This window comes from Acetobacter sp. P1H12_c (genome assembly GCF_018811975.1).
Classification (GTDB): Bacteria; Pseudomonadota; Alphaproteobacteria; order Acetobacterales; family Acetobacteraceae; genus Acetobacter; species Acetobacter persici.
In genome coordinates this window covers 30,148-47,149 of the sequence record NZ_JACRVR010000002.1, presented here as the reverse complement: position 1 = coordinate 47,149, position 17,002 = coordinate 30,148, and the positions used below count along the sequence as shown (strand labels likewise).

Below are 17,002 nucleotides of genomic sequence, written 5' to 3'. Positions count from 1 at the left end.
TTTATCTGGAACTCGACATGACTACAGCCCTGCTGATTCTGCATATTTGCGTGACCATAGCCCTGATTGGCACTGTGCTGATCCAGCGTAGTGAAGGCGGCGGCCTTGGGATTGGCAGCAGTCAGGGGATGGGGGCTTTCATGTCCGGGCGGGGTACAGCCAATCTGCTGACCCGCACTACTGCGGTACTTGCCGGGTTGTTCATGCTGCTTTCTCTGGTGCTTGCCATTCTGAATCGTGGGTCTTCCACGGGTGCCGGGCATGACATTCTGGCTCAGCCCCCGGCTCCCGCCGCTGTGACCGCACCTACCCAGCCCGCAGCACCGCCGGTTCCACCGGCTCCGTCCAAACAGTAACATGTTTCCTGCTCTCTCCCTCCTTCCCGGAGCCGGAGAGAGGAAGTGTCTTTGTTCCTCTGCGCTTGCACAAAGCTGCGGAGGAATTTCTATGTCCATCTTTACCCACCCGGCTTTGTCCGTGTAGGAAGTCTACTCATGACCCGTTTCGTATTTATCACCGGCGGTGTGGTGTCCTCTCTTGGGAAAGGCATCGCGTCAGCGGCTCTTGCAGCCCTTCTGCAGTCACGCGGCTATAAGGTCCGTCTGCGCAAGCTTGACCCCTACCTGAACGTCGATCCCGGCACCATGAGCCCCTACCAGCACGGGGAGGTGTTTGTGACCGATGACGGGGCTGAAACAGACCTCGACCTTGGTCATTATGAACGCTTCACGGGTGTGAATGCGACAAAAGAAGACAACACCACCACGGGCAAAATCTATTCCGACGTTATCGCGCGGGAGCGCCGTGGCGATTACCTTGGTGCAACAGTTCAGGTGATCCCGCACATTACCGATGCCATCAAGGATATTGTGGTGGCCAATACGGATGATGTGGATTTTGTGCTGGTCGAAATTGGTGGCACCGTCGGGGATATTGAAAGTCTTCCGTTCCTTGAGGCTATTCGTCAGCTTCGGAATGACCTCGGCCCGGCCCAGACCATGGTGGTGCACCTTACGCTGCTCCCCTGGATTCCGTCCGCTGGGGAACTGAAAACCAAGCCCACGCAGCATTCCGTTAAAGAATTGCAGAATGTCGGCATTCAGCCGCAGATCCTGCTCTGCCGCTGTGACCGCGCTATTCCGGATACTGAGCGGCGCAAGATTGCCAATTTCTGTAACGTTCGCCCGGAAGCCGTGATTGCGGCCCGCGATGTGGATACGATTTATTCCTGCCCCCTCGCCTATCATGCTGAAGGCATGGATACAGAAGTGCTGCGCTACTTCGGTCTTCCCCACACGGAAGAGCCGGATCTGTCTGGCTGGGAAAAAATTGTCGATGCCATCCGTCGTCCGGATGGCGATGTCCGTATTGCCGTGGTTGGGAAATATACGGCCCTGCTCGACAGCTATAAATCCCTGAACGAAGCCTTGCTCCATGGCGGCATTGCACACCGGGCAAAAGTCAAGCTGGACTGGGTGGAAGCTGAAGCTCTTGAAGAAGCTCCGGATGCTCTGGAGCGTCTCTCCACAGCGCACGGGATTCTGGTGCCGGGTGGCTTTGGGGAGCGTGGCTCCAAAGGCAAGATTGCCGCTGTGCGCTATGCGCGTGAACACGGCATTCCGTTCCTTGGTATTTGCTTCGGGATGCAGATGGCCGTGATCGAGTGTGCCCGCAACCTTGCGGATATGCCGAATGCCTCCTCCACCGAATTTGGTGAAGCGGATGAACCGCTAGTTGGTCTGATGACAGAATGGGCGCGTGGGGATGAACGGCTGCGCCGGAGCGAAGGGGGCGAACTCGGCGGCACGATGCGGCTCGGTGCCTATCAGGCAACGCTGGTGGAAGGCTCACGGGCGGCTGAAATTTATGGCACGACGCAAATTAGCGAACGGCATCGCCATCGTTATGAAGTGAATATTCACTACAAGGATCAGCTTGAAAAAGCCGGACTGAAATTCTCAGGTTTGTCTCCTGATGGCATCCTGCCGGAAGTGGTTGAGTATCCGGATCATCCGTGGTTTGTCGCGGTGCAGTATCATCCGGAACTCAAGTCACGTCCCTTCGCGCCGCATCCGCTGTTTTCCGGGTTTATCGGTGCAGCACTTGAAAAGGTCCGCCGCGCATGACGCATGCTGCTGCTCATAATTTTCAGCTTCAGTCTCTCAGCATCGGCAATGATCAGCCTTTTGTGCTGATCGCAGGCCCATGCCAGATTGAATCTGCGGCGCACGCCATGGAAACGGCTGTCGCGCTGAAAGAAGTATGTGCCGCGGCAAACATCGGGCTGATTTACAAAAGCTCTTTTGACAAAGCCAACCGTACCAGCCTCTCCAGCGCCAGAGGCGTTGGTATGGCGGATGGTCTGGCTATTCTTGCCGATATCCGGAACAGCCTGAATATTCCGGTGCTGACAGATGTTCATGCGCCGGAGCAATGTGCCCCGGTTGCTGAGGCTGTCGATATTCTGCAAATCCCGGCGTTTCTGTGCCGACAGACGGATCTTCTTCTGGCTGCAGGGCAGACCGGGGCTGCGGTAAATGTTAAAAAAGGTCAGTTTCTTGCGCCGTGGGACATGCAGCATGTCGCCGCCAAAATTGCATCTACCGGAAACCAGCGGATTATGCTGTGTGAACGCGGAACCAGCTTTGGTTACAATACGCTGGTGAATGACATGCGTGGACTGCCTATTATGGCGCAGACCGGGTATCCTGTTGTGTATGACGCGACGCATTCTGTGCAGCAACCTGGCGGTCTGGGTGGGTCTTCAGGCGGCCAGCGAGAATTCGCCCCTATTCTCTCCCGTGCGGCTCTGGCGATTGGTGTCGCTGCTCTGTTTATTGAAACGCATGAAGATCCGGACCGCGCTCCGAGCGACGGCCCTAATATGTTGCCCATTAAAGGGCTCCCTGCCCTGCTGAAGCAGTTCCGTGCCCTTGATCAGCTGATTAAAGCCACGGCCTGAAAATTCAGACTCTCTTCAGCTTAAGAAAATGTGGAAATCGGGAAGAGGTCTAAGGCCTTCTTCCCGATTTTTTTTGTGGAAGCCGCCTGTATTTTTATCTGTACTTGGTTTTACAATTATCGCACCGCCGAAGCCAGCAAACCAGCAAACCAGACTGATAGCCGCGCTGCTTAGCCCCCGTGTGCATTGCAAACCAAGTAATATTTAGCAGCCCAAAACAAAAAATGGGGAGCTATCTGGCTCCCCATTTTTTTGTCAGAGGTAGAACGCTTGCCGTTCTTACACGTCGAGATTGGCGACTTTCAGAGCATTGCCGACGATAAAGTCACGGCGTGGTTCCACAACATCCCCCATCAGAGTGGTGAAAACCTGTCCGGCTTCTTCCACATCACCAACCTTGACCTGAAGCAGGGTGCGCATGGACGGGTCCAGTGTGGTTTCCCACAGCTGTTCGTCGTTCATCTCGCCCAGACCTTTAAAGCGGTTGATGGCCAGACCACGCCGGCCCTGCGCAAGCAGCCGGGTATAAAGTTCAGACGGTCCTTTGAGCGGGAGATCCGTAGTTTCCAGCCGCAGGCTGACGCCTGTGCCAAACTCACGCACCAGACGGTCTAGCTGGCTGGTCAGCCAGCGGGCATCTCCCCCCGCCAGCATCATGGGGTCAATCCGATACACTTCGCCCACGCCCCGCACGCTACGGGCAAGTTCGAGACCATCCGTGCTGGCGACGGCTTTCCAGCCCCGTTCATTTTCAGAAGAGGCGGCATCCAGACGTTTCTGGAGCTCGGGGATGCGCTGCTGGAGTGTTTCCAGATCAGACGTCAGCGCACCAGCGAGTGCGGCCTGCTCAATAATCCAGTTCGGCACCCGGTTGGACAGACGGGAGACAGCCTGAGCTGCCTGCCGGATAAATGGCAGATCGGCTTCCAGTTCCGCGCCAGAAACAACCCGATTATCGGCATACACGAAGGCTGCATTATTCAGAGCTTTGTCCAGAAGGTACTGCTCAAGCGCGGCATCGTCCTTTAGATAGCGTTCTTCATTGCCGCGTTTGGCGCGATAAAGCGGCGGCTGAGCGATGTAGAGATAGCCCCGTTCAATCAGTTCCGGCATCTGACGGAAAAAGAAGGTCAGCAGCAGTGTACGGATATGAGAGCCGTCCACGTCAGCGTCAGTCATGATGACAATGCGATGATAGCGCAGTTTTTCGACGGAGAAGCCGCCCTGCTCCGCTTCACCCCGGCCAATGCCGGTACCGAGCGCGGTAATCAGTGTGCCGATTTCAGCCGAACCAAGCATCCGGTCAAAACGGGCGCGTTCCACGTTGAGGATTTTGCCTTTAAGCGGAAGAATTGCCTGAAAACGGCGGTCCCGGCCTTGCTTTGCGGTCCCCCCTGCGGAGTCACCCTCAACGATGAAAATTTCAGCTTTGGAGGGGTCGCGTTCCTGACAGTCCGCAAGCTTGCCCGGGAGCGAGGAAATGTCCAGCACCCCTTTGCGGCGGGTCAGTTCACGCGCCTTACGGGCGGCTTCACGCGCGGAGGCTGCATCCAGCACCTTGCCAACAACAAGCTTGGCTTCCTTGGGGTGCGTTTCAAACCAGTGGCCGATCATGTCAGCAGCCGCTGCATGCACGACAGGCTGGACTTCAGAAGAAACCAGTTTGTCTTTGGTCTGTGAAGAAAATTTCGGGTCAGGCACTTTGACGGACAGAACAGCCGTCAGGCCCTCTCGCATATCTTCTCCCACGAGAGACTGGGAATCTTTCTTTGCAATGCTTTCGGCATATTTGCCGACAATACGTGTCAGCGCCTGCCGGAACCCGGCCAGATGGGCACCGCCGTCTCGCTGCGGGATGTTATTGGTGAAACACAGCATCGTCTCGTGAAAGCTGTCATTCCAGCTCAGCGCGAATTCAACCTTGATGCCGTTATCCGGGTTTTCCATGCTGCCGGTAATGGGCGGGGTGACAATGGGGGTGCGGGAGCGGTCCAGCCATTCCACAAAGGCTTCAAGCCCGCCTTCATAATGGAAAATCTCTTCCCGCAATTCTTCCGTGCGCGCGTCGCGCAGAACAATTTCCAGCCCGGAGTTCAGAAACGCCAGTTCACGCAGGCGGCGCTCCAGAATGGCAAAGTCAAAAACCGTTTTCGGAAAGGTTTCGCCGCTCGGTTTGAAGGTGACCTGCGTGCCACGTTCGGCATCGGACGGGCCGACAACTTCCAGCGGCCCTTCGCGCTCACCATGCCGAAAGCGGATCATATGCTCCTGCCCGTTCCGCCAGATGCGCACTTCCATGCTTTCGGAGAGCGCGTTCACCACAGCGGCGCCCACGCCATGCAGGCCACCAGAAACCTTGTAGGAGTTCTGATTGAACTTGCCACCAGCATGCAGGCGCGTCAGCACGACTTCCGCTGCGCTGATCCCCTCTTCTGCATGCATGTCCGTCGGGATGCCGCGTCCATTATCCCGCACGGTCACGCTGCCATCAGCATTGAGCGTCAGAACGCAGCGGGTTGCAAAACCTGCCTGTGCTTCGTCAACAGCGTTATCAATAATTTCAAACGCCATATGGTGCAGGCCGGAGCCATCATCGGTATCCCCGATATACATGCCCGGCCGCTTACGGACGGCATCCAGCCCTTTCAGCACAGAGATCGACGCGGCGTCATACTCTTCCATTCCGGTGGATGGTGTGGGCTGAGAAAGGTCTGTCATAATGGTAACGGTACTCCGGAAAAGAAGAATAGGACCTGATGTTGTCTTATACTCCGGCCAGCGCAGTCCGACCAGATTGGAAGCTCTCTTTTATGGGATAGTCGCCCGATTTATCCGGGAAATTTACCCTGTTTTAGTGCAACAAAGCTTGCCTGTGCCCGCAAGTCCTCAAAAGGTGCTTCGTCTGTTCCCGTCAGGATCACCGTCGTGCGGAAATCTTTCACGATTTCAAGCAGAGAGCCGCGCCGGTTCTGGTCCAGATGCACCAGAGGTTCATCCAGAAGTAACACGGGCGGCGTGCCGCAATAATCTTCCACCAGTCGGGCATGGGCGAGCACTGTGCCCATAAGAAGCGCTTTCTGCTGCCCCGTGCTGGCTGTTGCCGCCGCTAAACCTGTCTGTAAATCAGAAAGCCTGAAATCTGTGCGATGCACCCCAAATGTTGCCCGCCCACGCTCCCTGTCCTGCTGGCGGTTTGCGGCAAACTGCTCCCGTAGCCAGTCTTCCACCGCGAGTGCCGGAGTATGGTCCAGCTGTTCTGCAATCTCACAGAGCAACGTCACATTCACGGCGGGAAAAGCACCGAGGCTGGACTGCGCGAACAGGCAGAGCTGTTGGACCATCTCACGCCGGGCCGCGGCGACCGCCGCGCCGTGGCGGGCCATGGAGGCTTCCAGCCCCCCCAGCCATGAGGCTTCGGAAAAGCGTGTCTGAAGCAGTCTGTTGCGCTGCGTCATTGCACGATCATAGGCCAGAAGTTCGCGGGCATGGTGGGGGGTTACCGCCATGACCAGCCGGTCCAGAAAGCGCCGTCTGCCCGATGCGCCCTCACTGAACAGCCGGTCCATTTGCGGTGTGATCCAGACGGCGGAGAGGGTTTCCTCCAGCGCATCGCGGTTACGGACCTGCTGGCCATTGAGCAGATAGACACGGCGGGCGGCGTCACCCGCTCCGGCCATGCCTGTGCCAAGCTCAAGCCTCTCCTCGCCAAAGGAAAATCGCGCGGAAATGCCCCAACTGGTCGCGTTGTCCCGGCCTAGCTGTGCCAGCGGCGCGCCCCGCAAGCCGCGGCCCGGCGTTAAAAGAGAGAGGGATTCCAGCAGGTTGGTCTTGCCGCTCCCATTTTCTCCGGTGATGACAACAAGAGACGCATCTGGTGACCACACCAGACGCTCATAATTACGAAATTCGGAAAGGGTCAGTTTAAGAAGCTGCGCCACATTTTATCCGATAAAACGCCCGGCCCATGAAGCATCATGCGCTGAGCCTGCCAGACGCATCCTTTCCTCCCCGGCGTAGTTGTCAGTTTGCACCGGGGGAGAAAGAGCCGGGGTTTTAAACGCGCATCGGCATCAGTACGTAGAGTGCCGAGGGACTATCGACGTCGCGAACGATGGTGGGTGCAGCGCTGTCAGAAAATGCAAATTCGACGTCTTTTTCCACCTGATCGGTAATATCGTTCAGGTAACGGGCCTGAAAGCCAATTTCCAGAGATTCCGCATCGTAGGAAATCCGGCTTTTATCCAGCTCTTCCGTCGCCATACCCTGCTCCGGGCTGCTGGCGGACAAGGTGAGCAGACCGGGCTCCAGCGCCAGTTTGACCGGACGGGACCGCTCTTGACTAATGGCCGCCACGCGGGCCACGGCATCGGAGAAATCCTTTTTACCAACCCGCAGAATACGCGTGTTGTTGAGCGGAATAACGCGGTCATATTCCGGGAATGTGCCGTCAATCAGCTTGGATGTCAGCATCACAGGGCCAGCTGTAAACTGCACGCGGGTTTCTGAGAGCGCGACTTCAATTTCTTCCGGCGCTTCATCAATCAGCTTACGCAGTTCTGCGACGGTTTTGCGCGGGATGATCACGCCCGGCATGCTTTCAGCCCCGGCAGGCAGTTCTGTTTCCACGCGGGCCAGACGATGCCCATCGGTTGCAACAGCACGCAGCAGCTTGCCGCTCTCGGTCTCGGCTGCGTGGAAGAAAATGCCGTTCAGATAGTAGCGGGTTTCCTCAGTGGAAATCGCGAAGCGTGTACGGTCGATCAGGGAGCGCAGAACGCCGGACCCGACCTTGAAGTGGCACGGCAGATCACCCGTGCCCATGGACGGGAAATCATCAACGCTCAGCACGTTCAGGCGAGTGGAATAGCGGTCAGCGCGGAGCAGCAGCGGGCCTTCGCTATCCGCCTGATCCAGTTCGACTTCCACGCTATCGGGCAGTTTACGGACAATTTCATACAGGACGGACGCCGGGACCGTGGTGGCACCGTCACGTTTGATCGTGGCCGGAATTTCTTCCACCACTTCAATTTCCATATCGGTTGCCTTCAGGCTGAGCTTGCCGCCTGCGGCCTGAATCAGAACGTTCGCAAGGATGGGGATTGTGTTACGCTTTTCAGCAACACTCTGGATGTGTGCCAAAGCTTTGAGCAGTATTGCGCGCTCAGCTGAAAACTTCATCTCTGCCTCTTTCCTGCATGACCGGCCCCACGCAGGAATTCAGGCGGGCCGGGTTCTATCCTGTTGAAAACTAACAGCCATGACGGTGCAGTCAATCTCTGAATGCCCGTATTCCTGCGGCGGAATACGGGCGGCTCCGGTCTAGCTTTCCAGCATCCGGCGCATCAGTTCGACATCCTCTGCAAACGCAGGGTCCCGTTCCATGAGTTCCGCCACGCGGGAGACGGCGTGCATCACGGTTGTATGGTCACGGTTCCCGAATTTCCGGCCGATTTCCGGCAGGGAGCGGCTGGTCAGTTGCTTGGCCAGATACATGGCGACCTGCCGGGGCCGTGCGACGGCTCTGGCGCGGCGGGCGGAAGACATATCCGTCAGGCGGATATTCCAGTGTTCCGCTACCCGCTTCTGAATTTCTTCAATCGTCACGCGCCGGTCGTGCGCCTTGAGGATGTCGTGCAGGACATCCTGTGTCGCTTCCAGCGTAACAGGCCGGCCAAACAGGTTGGCATGGGCGATCAGGCGGTTGAGAGCGCCTTCCAGTTCACGCACGTTGGATGTGATCTTATGCGCAAGAAATTCCAGTACCTTGGCGGGCACGACCACACCGGACGCAGCGGCTTTTGATTCCAGAATGGAAATCCGCAGTTCAAACGTGGTGGCGTGAATGTCAGCCACCATGCCGCAGCCCAGCCGTGTCCGCAGGCGATCTTCCAGCCCCGAGAGATCGGACGGGGATTTATCGGCTGACACCACAATCTGCCGGCCGGCATCAACCAGAGCGTTGAAGGTATGGAAGAATTCTTCCTGGGTGTTGTCTTTGCCGATCAGGAACTGGAGATCATCAATCATCAGCACATCAACGGACCGGAGCTGTTCCTTAAACTCCATGGTGGATTGAGAGCGGATGGCGGCAATAAAGCGATACATGAATTTTTCGGCAGACATATAGGCCACGGAGACGTTACCGCGCTGCACCAGTTCTGCCCCGATGGCATGCATCAGATGTGTTTTACCCAGACCCACACCGCCATACAGGAAGAGCGGGTTAAAGCCGACGCTGGAGGGTTTCTCGGCCACGCGCCGCGCGCAGGCATAAGCGAATTCGTTGGGTTTGCCGACGACAAACGTATCAAACGTGAAGCGGGTATCCAGTGCCGTCACAAGATCGCTACGAACTTCCGGCGCGCTCCGGGGAGCCTCTTCCGGTTCAGCGATGGATACCGCATCAGAGGGATCTTCGCTCAGCGCAAGCGGCGGAGCTACCGGGTCTCCGGGGCGCGCAACCTGAAGTTCCACCCGGCGAATGGCGGGCATCACCTGATTCCAGAGTTCGCTCAGACGGTCGCCATACTGACTCCGCACCCAGTCACGCAGGAAGCGGGTGGGCAGGAGGAGTGTAATCTCATCACCATCCACAGGCCCCAGCGCAATTTTGGTCAGCCAGGTGCGGTATTCAACCTCCCCGACTTCGCCCTTCAGCCTTGAACAGATCTGTAACCACGATTCCTCAAGTGCCTTGCCATCCTCAAGCTGAGGGAAGGCCCTTTCGTCATCGTCCACTCCGATTGTCATCTACGCTCCCGAGCGGTCATTAACGCGGCCAGCCGCGCGTAAATTTCGAATAAGGGACCGCTTGCGCGGCCACCAGAAAGCCGGGCTTCCGGCAGGCCTCGCTGCCGCAGGAAAAGCGGCGCAGGAGAGCGAAAAACGCTCCCCTGATGGTGTGGAGACTAGCGACCAGAATTAAAGCACGACCGAGGGAGGAGCAACGAAAATCTCTGTGCCCTTATCCTCATTTCTGCCATGCCATGCCGAGGGCTACACAAAAAATAAAGCCGAACCACCCCAGGATGATTCGGCTTTACAAAACGCATGCTTCAAAAGGCTGCTGAAACAGCCCGAAGGCCTCAGGCGGTTGCCAGAGACTTTACGCGAGCAGACAGGCGGGAGATTTTGCGTGCAACCGTGTTTGCATGCACAACGCCTTTAATCACGCCGCGCTGCAGTTCCGGCTGAGCAACGCGGAGAGCTTCACGTGCTTCTTCATGGTTGCCAGCAGCAATTGCAGTTTCAACCTTCTTGATGAAGGTGCGCATGCGAGACTTGCGGGCTGTGTTACGAGCAGTCCGCTTTGCGGTCTGCCGGATGCGCTTACGCGCTGAAGCGATATTCGCCATGAGTTTCTATTTTATCCAGCACAAAAGAAATGGTAGCAGCCCGGCAATGCCAGTGTGGCTGCAAAGATGTAGCGGTGCTGTAATCCACAGCGGTATCCACAGTCAAGCCGCTTCACCCCTTATCGGGGTAATTTTAGCTTAATTTCTGCCGCAGCGGGCAGAAAAAGCTGGAACGTCCGGCTTGTGTTATCTGCTCAACGCCCGCGCAGTCCGGCAGTCCAGGGCAGTCCGGGCAAGGTTGCCCCTTCCGCCCGTAAACACGCCATGCATGCTGGAAGTAGCCCAGCCCGCCTTCCGGACGCACGTAATCCTTCAGGCTGGAGCCACCGGCTGCGATGGCTTCGTTCAGAACATCCTTGATTGCCCGGACCAGCCGCTTTGTCTCTGGCAGCGTTAAAGTGCATGCAGGGGTCTGGGGGTGAATACCCGTCCGGTATAGCGCTTCGCACACATAAATATTGCCCAGCCCGGATACAATTTTCTGGTCTAGCAAGGCCGTTTTGATGGGAGATTTCCGGTCTTTCAGCGCGGCGTGGAGCACGGTGCTTGTAAAACTTGCGTCCAGCGGCTCCGGCCCCATGGTGGCCAGAAATTTATACTGCTCCTCCTGCCCTGTTGGCACGAGGTCGAGCATCCCGAAGCGGCGCGGGTCTACAAAGCCGCAGCGGCGGCCATCTGCTGTAATGAAGGTAACGTGCTCATGCAGCGCCGGGGCTTCTGGAGAATCGAGAAGAATGCGTCCGGACATGCCCAGGTGCAGCACGACAGAAAGATTATTCGACAGCCGCATAAGAATATATTTCCCGCGGCGCCGGAAGCCGGTGATGGTCTGCCCGGCGACAGAGGCACGAAAAGCCGCAGGAATCTGCCATCGCAGATCAGGGCGGCGGAGAATGACATCGCTGATTTCATGGCCTTGCAGAGCGATCTGCATACCACGCATCACGGTTTCGACTTCAGGGAGTTCCGGCATGAGTGCAAAGCAGGGTATAGGGTAACACCATGACCGACAATAGCTTTGCGCCCTCCCCCTCCTCTTCCGCTGCGCCGCAGGCGGAAGAAACCGATTTTGGCTTCCGCTCTGTCCGGAAGGAAGAGAAGAAACCCCTCGTCCGTGCTGTGTTTGACAGCGTTGCGGGCAAGTATGACGTCATGAACGATCTGATGTCTCTGGGGATTCACCGGATCTGGAAACGTATTTTTGTCACCGAGCTTGGGCCGCAGCCCGGCCTGTCCCTGCTGGATCTGGCAGGCGGCACGGGTGATATCAGCTTTGGCTGGCTTCAGGGTGGTGGTGGTCCCACAATCATGACCGATATCAACAGCAGCATGCTGTCTGTCGGGCGAGACCGTGCGCTGAGCCGGGGTTTTGTTTCTGACCTGTCTTTTGCCGTGGTGGATGCTGAGGCGATTCCGCTCAAAGATATGTCGGTTGATCGTGTTTCCATCGCATTCGGTCTGAGAAACTGCACCGACAAGATGGCCGTTATCCGTGAAGCCAGACGTGTGCTGCGTCCCGGCGGACGCTTCATGTGCCTGGAATTCTCCCGCGTGCAGGTCGCAGCGCTGGCGCCGGTTTATGACGCATGGTCTTTCAAGGTCCTGCCGACCATGGGCAGCATGGTGGCAGGTGACCGGGAGAGCTATCAGTATCTGGCGGAAAGTATCCGCACTTTCCCCGATCAGGAAACACTGGCCGAGATGTTCCGTGAGGCTGGCCTGTCTCACGTGCGCTATCAGTCCCTTTCCGGCGGGATTGCAGCCATTCACTCTGGCTGGCGTCTCTGATTTTTCATGACGTTTTCTCTCCCCCCTCGGTCTGTTCTGCTGATTATCAGCGGAAGTATTGCGGCGTTCAAAGCCCCTGAGCTTATCCGGTCTTTGCGGGCCGAGGGCATACAGGTGCGGTGCGTGCTGACGCGAGGTGGGAGCGAATTTGTAACACCGCTGACATTGCAGGCTCTCAGTGGTCAGCCGGTGCATACGGACTTATTTTCTCTGACGGCGGAGCAGGAAATGGGGCATATTGCACTGTCCCGCTCTGCTGATCTGATTGTTGTCTGCCCGGCGTCCGCCAATATGCTTGCTCGCATGGCAGCAGGGCTGTCGGATGATCTGGCCAGCACAGTCCTGCTGGCGACGGATACCCCGGTAATGGTCGCGCCCGGCATGAACGTGCGGATGTGGGACCATCCGGCAACCCAGTCCAACGTCCAAATTCTTAAAGGGCGCGGTGTGACCTTTCTGGGGCCTGTTTCCGGTGAGATGGCCTGTGGAGAATATGGGCCGGGCCGTATGGTTGAACCGCTTGACGTGCGGGATGCCATACTGGCGTTTTTCCGCACCCAGGCGCAGGAAAGCGGCCCACTGGCAGGCCGGGCCTGTCTGGTCACGGCAGGGCCGACGCATGAGCCGCTGGACCCTGTGCGCTATCTTGCAAACCGTTCTTCCGGCAAGCAGGGCTATGCTCTGGCCGAGGCACTGGCGGATCTGGGCGCGAAGGTCAGGCTTATCAGCGGCCCGACTGCCTTGCGCGCTCCGGCAGGTGTGAATACCTCTTTTTGTGAGACGGCCCGGCAGATGAACGCGCTCGTTGTGGAAGCCGCAGAGGCTACGTCATTTGATGTCGCCATCTGCACCGCAGCCGTTGCAGACTGGCGACCTGCGTCTGTTCAGGACCAGAAAATAAAAAAAGCGGGCAAGGACGACGTGCCTGCGCCGCTGGAACTGGTGCCTAACCCGGACATTCTGGCGGGTCTTTCTGCGCCCTCTCCGTTCCGGCCCCGTCTGGTGATCGGCTTTGCCGCCGAGACCGAGAGGGTTGAAGCACACGCACGCGCCAAACTTGCCCGTAAGGGATGTGACTGGATTGTTGCTAATAACGTCGGTGCTGGCTCTGAAGTCATGGGAGGCCCCGAAAACGAGGTCGTTCTCATGACACATGAGACAGTGGAGTCCTGGCCACGGCTGAGCAAGGAAGACGTGGCCCGCAGGCTTGCTATAACGGTTGCAGACTGGTTTTCTAAGTCGCACAATTCGTGACATACGCTATGAGATATGGAGTGCCTCATGCCCGCATCTGAATCCCGGAAAGCCGGCCTGACAGTGCGGGTGCAGCGCCTGCCACATGGGCAGGATCTGCCTTTGCCATCCTACGCCACAGCAGGGGCCGCGGGGATGGATCTACTGGCCGCAGTGGCGGAGCCCGTCACGCTCCAGCCCGGCGGGCGCACGGTTATTCCGACCGGGCTATGCATTGCCCTTCCCCCCGGATATGAGCTGCAGGTCCGGCCCCGGTCAGGTCTTGCCCTGAAACACGGTATTATCTTGCCCAATTCCCCGGGAACCATTGATGAAGATTATCGTGGTGAGGTGGGTGTCATTGTGCTGAATGCCGGTGAGACGCCTTTTACAGTAGAGCACGGGATGCGTATTGCGCAGGCTGTGATTGCTCCGGTCGAGCGCGTTTCCTGGGCTGAGTGCGAAAGTCTGGATGAAACCGCCCGCGGTGCCGGCGGCTTTGGCAGTACAGGAACCGGCCTGCCATGACGGCAGGACGACCGGATTTCTCTCGTTCCTCTCACGCTCCGTCAGCGGGCCTGCCGCTGCGGCATATGAATCTGGCGGATGCCGTTCTCCTGATCGGTGTTGTCGGGCTGGCCGTACTGGCCGGAAATAGTGTGCGCCACATGCTGGTGCCGCTTACGGCTCCAGCACAGGTGCCCATTCATCTCGATATCCTGAGCCTTCCCGGCTACGCCTTGCGAACAACCCTGAGGATGTTTGCGGCCCTCGGGATAGCGCTGGTTTTCACGTTTCTCTACGCCACGCTGGCCGCCAAAAGTCGCCGTGCCGCGCAGATTTTGCTGCCCTTGCTGGATATCCTCCAGTCTGTTCCCATTCTGGGCTTCCTGAGTTTTACGGTAACCTTTTTTCTGGGACTGTTTCCGGGGCAGGTTCTGGGGGCCGAACTGGCGGCGATTTTCACCATTTTTACGTCTCAGGCGTGGAATATGGCGTTCGGCATGTATCAGTCTCTACGCAGTGTTCCGACAGAGCTTGAAGAAGCAGCCCGATGCTTTGGTCTGACAGGCTGGCAAAAATTCTGGCGGCTGGAAGTGCCCTGTGCCGTGCCCTCTCTGGTCTGGAATTCCATGATGTCCATGGCCGGGGGCTGGTTCATGGTGGTGTATTCAGAGGCCATTACCGTAGGGCAAACCAGAATTCTCCTGCCGGGGATCGGCTCTTATGTCGGCGTGGCCATCAGCCAGAAAAATATAGGCGCTATACTGGCGGCCATTCTTGCCATGATGGCTGTAATTCTTGTGTACGATCAGGTGTTGTTTCGTCCTCTGACGGTCTGGGCGTCCCGCTTCCGGTTGGAGACGGCAGTGCAGGATGAAGCACTGGCAGAACCCTGGGTCTTGCGGTTGCTGCGCCGCACGCGTGTTCTGAGAAGCGGTATCAATCTGCTCCTTTCGTTTGTCCGTAAAATTGGCTCTCTTCCGCTCGGCCGCAGGCAGGGGCGGTTTCGGCCCAGTCAGACAGTTCTTTCACAGCGCCTTTCTGATGGTCTCTGGTGGAGCGTGGTGGGGCTGGTTTTTCTGTGTGCGCTTGAGCAGGCATGGGTTTACGGCAGAGCGTCTTACACGCTGGGGCAAATCGGGCACGTCGTCGTGCTGGGTTTTTATACGCTGCTGCGTGTTATCAGTATGCTCTGCCTAGCCTCACTGATCTGGGTGCCTGTCGGCGTCTGGCTGGGGCTGCGCCCGATGCGCGCTCAGCGGGCGCAGTTGATTGTGCAGTATTGTGCCGCTTTCCCAGCTAATCTGTTTTTCCCCATTTTTGTGGGGGGGATCGTTTATTTCCATCTCACGCCGGATATCTGGCTGACCCCTTTAATGATGCTTGGCGCCCAGTGGTATATTCTGTTCAATGTGATCAGCGGTGCATCCTCTTTTCCGCCGAATCTGCTGGAAGTCGGGCAGAATTTTGAGGTGAAAGGTTTGCTCTGGTGGAAAAAAATCATCCTGCCGGGTATCACGCCGTCCTATCTTGCGGGAGCCCTTGCGGCAGCGGGTGGCGCATGGAACGCCGCTATTGCCTCAGAAGTCGCGCAATGGGGAAATGAGACGGTGAGAGCGCATGGTCTTGGTGCCTATATTGCGCAGGCTACGAGTGAGGGAGATATTAGCGAGGTCGCACTGGGTGTTGTTGTGATGGCTTTGTTTGTGCTCATTCTCAACTGGCTGGTCTGGCGCCCGCTTTCTGACTACGCTTACCGCAGACTGAAACTGAGCTGACACAGGACCGAAGCATGACGTCCCCTTCCCTTGATGTTCCCTCCACGGCCAGACATGCCTCCGTTCTGGTTGAGGCGCGGCATGTCAGTCAGTCTTACCATAAAGACAGTGCGGTCGATCTGCTGGTGCTGGATGATGTCAATCTGACATTGAATGCCGGAGAAATCGTTGGTCTGCTGGGGCGCTCAGGCTCCGGAAAATCAACCCTTCTGCGTATTCTCGCCGGACTGCTGGCCCCTTCATCCGGTGAGGTATTCTGGAAAAATGAGCCGCTGACGGGACCTGCTGATGGCGTGGCTATGGTCTTTCAGTCCTTTGCCCTCTTCCCGTGGATGACGGTGGAGGAAAATGTTGCACTCGGACTGGAAGCCAAAGGCATCACAGGGGAAGAGCGCGACAGACTTGTGGAGAATGCCATCGAGCTGATTGGCCTTGGAGGGTATGAAAATGCCTGGCCAAAAGAGCTGTCCGGTGGAATGCAGCAGCGCGTAGGGCTTGCGCGGGCGCTGGTTGTGCAGCCGGATCTGCTGCTGATGGACGAGCCTTTTTCCGCTCTGGACGTTCTGACAGCCGAAAATCTGCGTACAGACCTCGTGGAACTCTGGTCAGAAAAAAAGCTGCCGGTGCAGGCCATGCTGGTGGTGACGCATAATATCGAAGAAGCCGTTCTGATCTGTGACCGGATTATGATTTTTTCCTCCAATCCGGGTCGTATCGCGCATGTGCTGGCTGTTCCTTTTGCCCACCCGCGAGACAGGGAAGATCCTGCGTTCCGTCAGTTTGTGGACCACATCTATGCCCTGATGACGCAACGGGCCCCGATTATCTCTGAGGCTGATCTGGCTGTTGGCGTAAAACAGACGGTACAGGCAGCCCCCTCTTTCATCGCATTACCGCTGGTCTCCATCACGATGATGATCGGGATGATGGAGGCTCTGGCGGCTCCGCCGCTCAATGGTCGCGCGGATCTGCCGATGCTTGCGGAAAAACTGCAACTGGAACTGGATGATCTGTTCCCGTTAGGCGAATCTCTGGAACTGCTCGGGCTTGCGGAACTTGAAGATGGCGACATTCTGCTAACCAATGAAGGTGTGCATTTTGTGCTGAGTGACCTTGAGGAGCGGAAAGCTATCATGAGTCATGCGCTGCTTCATCATGTGCCGCTGGTAAAAATGATCTGCACCGTGCTGGATGAACGTCCTTCTCACAGCACAAATGCAGACCGATTCCGCGATGCGCTGGAAGAAGCAATGTCCCCGGACTACGCGCGCCAGACGCTCCAGACCGTCGTGGGCTGGGCACGTTTTGCTGAGTTGTTTGATTTTGATGAAGAAGGAGACCGCTTCTATCTTGAAGAAGCGATCTCTGAATAAGCCTGTAGC

At 57.3% G+C, this 17,002-nt stretch carries 15 protein-coding genes; 8 read left to right on the top strand and 7 right to left on the bottom strand.

All coding sequences use genetic code 11. The features are described 5' to 3' along the window. The first annotated feature begins 17 nt into the window (after window positions 1–17). From secG to kdsA, 3 genes are all read left to right on the top strand, one after another. A complete protein-coding gene (gene secG / locus KP699_RS02820) occupies window positions 18–356 on the top strand; it encodes a preprotein translocase subunit SecG (RefSeq protein ID WP_215761556.1) in 339 nt (112 codons plus the stop codon). A gap of 138 nt (window positions 357–494) precedes the next feature. Further along, window positions 495–2,126, top strand: a complete 1,632-nt coding sequence (locus tag KP699_RS02815; RefSeq protein WP_215761555.1) for a CTP synthase — start codon at window positions 495–497, stop codon at window positions 2,124–2,126. Continuing rightward, window positions 2,123–2,962 carry a 3-deoxy-8-phosphooctulonate synthase gene (gene kdsA / locus KP699_RS02810; protein ID WP_215761554.1) on the top strand — a complete coding sequence of 280 codons (840 nt, stop codon included), beginning with the start codon at window positions 2,123–2,125 and terminating at the stop codon, window positions 2,960–2,962. The genes KP699_RS02815 and kdsA overlap by 4 nt, the downstream gene beginning before the upstream one ends. Window positions 2,963–3,241: 279 nt before the next feature. On the opposite strand, the gene gyrB is transcribed toward kdsA, so the two are convergent. The 7 genes from gyrB to mutM all read right to left on the bottom strand — a co-directional run bounded on the left by gyrB (window position 3,242) and on the right by mutM (window position 11,290). Continuing rightward, window positions 3,242–5,680: a DNA topoisomerase (ATP-hydrolyzing) subunit B gene (gene gyrB / locus KP699_RS02805; RefSeq protein ID WP_215761553.1), complete on the bottom strand. Its 2,439-nt coding sequence runs from the start codon at window positions 5,678–5,680 to the stop codon at window positions 3,242–3,244. Between the two features lie 110 nt (window positions 5,681–5,790). Then, window positions 5,791–6,900: a DNA replication/repair protein RecF gene (gene recF, locus KP699_RS02800; protein ID WP_215761552.1), complete on the bottom strand. Its 1,110-nt coding sequence runs from the start codon at window positions 6,898–6,900 to the stop codon at window positions 5,791–5,793. A 115-nt stretch (window positions 6,901–7,015) separates the two neighbouring features. After that, a complete protein-coding gene (gene dnaN / locus KP699_RS02795; RefSeq protein WP_025826902.1) occupies window positions 7,016–8,140 on the bottom strand; it encodes a DNA polymerase III subunit beta in 1,125 nt (374 codons plus the stop codon). Between the two features lie 141 nt (window positions 8,141–8,281). Continuing rightward, window positions 8,282–9,712, bottom strand: a complete 1,431-nt coding sequence (dnaA, locus tag KP699_RS02790; protein ID WP_077929927.1) for a chromosomal replication initiator protein DnaA — start codon at window positions 9,710–9,712, stop codon at window positions 8,282–8,284. A 335-nt stretch (window positions 9,713–10,047) separates the two neighbouring features. Beyond that, on the bottom strand, window positions 10,048–10,317 hold the full coding sequence (gene rpsT, locus KP699_RS02785) for a 30S ribosomal protein S20 (RefSeq protein ID WP_025826906.1): 270 nt from the start codon (window positions 10,315–10,317) through the stop codon (window positions 10,048–10,050). Further along, the gene (locus tag KP699_RS16600; RefSeq protein WP_256442287.1) at window positions 10,292–10,423 is read right to left on the bottom strand and encodes a hypothetical protein; all 132 of its coding nucleotides are present in this window, start codon (window positions 10,421–10,423) and stop codon (window positions 10,292–10,294) included. Before KP699_RS16600 ends, rpsT begins: the two co-directional genes overlap by 26 nt. 27 nt (window positions 10,424–10,450) lie before the next feature. Then, window positions 10,451–11,290, bottom strand: a complete 840-nt coding sequence (gene mutM / locus KP699_RS02780) for a bifunctional DNA-formamidopyrimidine glycosylase/DNA-(apurinic or apyrimidinic site) lyase (RefSeq protein WP_215761551.1) — start codon at window positions 11,288–11,290, stop codon at window positions 10,451–10,453. Between the two features lie 29 nt (window positions 11,291–11,319). Between mutM and KP699_RS02775 the strand changes: the two genes are divergently transcribed. The 5 genes from KP699_RS02775 to KP699_RS02755 all read left to right on the top strand — a co-directional run bounded on the left by KP699_RS02775 (window position 11,320) and on the right by KP699_RS02755 (window position 16,993). Further along, entirely contained in the window at window positions 11,320–12,105 is a 786-nt protein-coding gene (locus KP699_RS02775; protein ID WP_077929925.1) for a class I SAM-dependent methyltransferase, read from the top strand. Between the two features lie 6 nt (window positions 12,106–12,111). Then, window positions 12,112–13,359, top strand: a complete 1,248-nt coding sequence (gene coaBC, locus KP699_RS02770; RefSeq protein ID WP_215761550.1) for a bifunctional phosphopantothenoylcysteine decarboxylase/phosphopantothenate--cysteine ligase CoaBC — start codon at window positions 12,112–12,114, stop codon at window positions 13,357–13,359. 27 nt (window positions 13,360–13,386) lie between these two features. Beyond that, on the top strand, window positions 13,387–13,866 hold the full coding sequence (gene dut, locus KP699_RS02765) for a dUTP diphosphatase (RefSeq protein ID WP_212353362.1): 480 nt from the start codon (window positions 13,387–13,389) through the stop codon (window positions 13,864–13,866). Between the two features lie 65 nt (window positions 13,867–13,931). After that, window positions 13,932–15,620 (top strand): ABC transporter permease, encoded by a 1,689-nt coding sequence (locus KP699_RS02760; RefSeq protein ID WP_374196872.1) that lies wholly within the window; start codon window positions 13,932–13,934, stop codon window positions 15,618–15,620. A 14-nt stretch (window positions 15,621–15,634) separates the two neighbouring features. Continuing rightward, complete coding sequence (locus KP699_RS02755) at window positions 15,635–16,993, top strand: nitrate/sulfonate/bicarbonate ABC transporter ATP-binding protein (protein WP_215761548.1); 1,359 nt, start codon at window positions 15,635–15,637, stop codon at window positions 16,991–16,993. Window positions 16,994–17,002 lie beyond the last annotated feature (9 nt).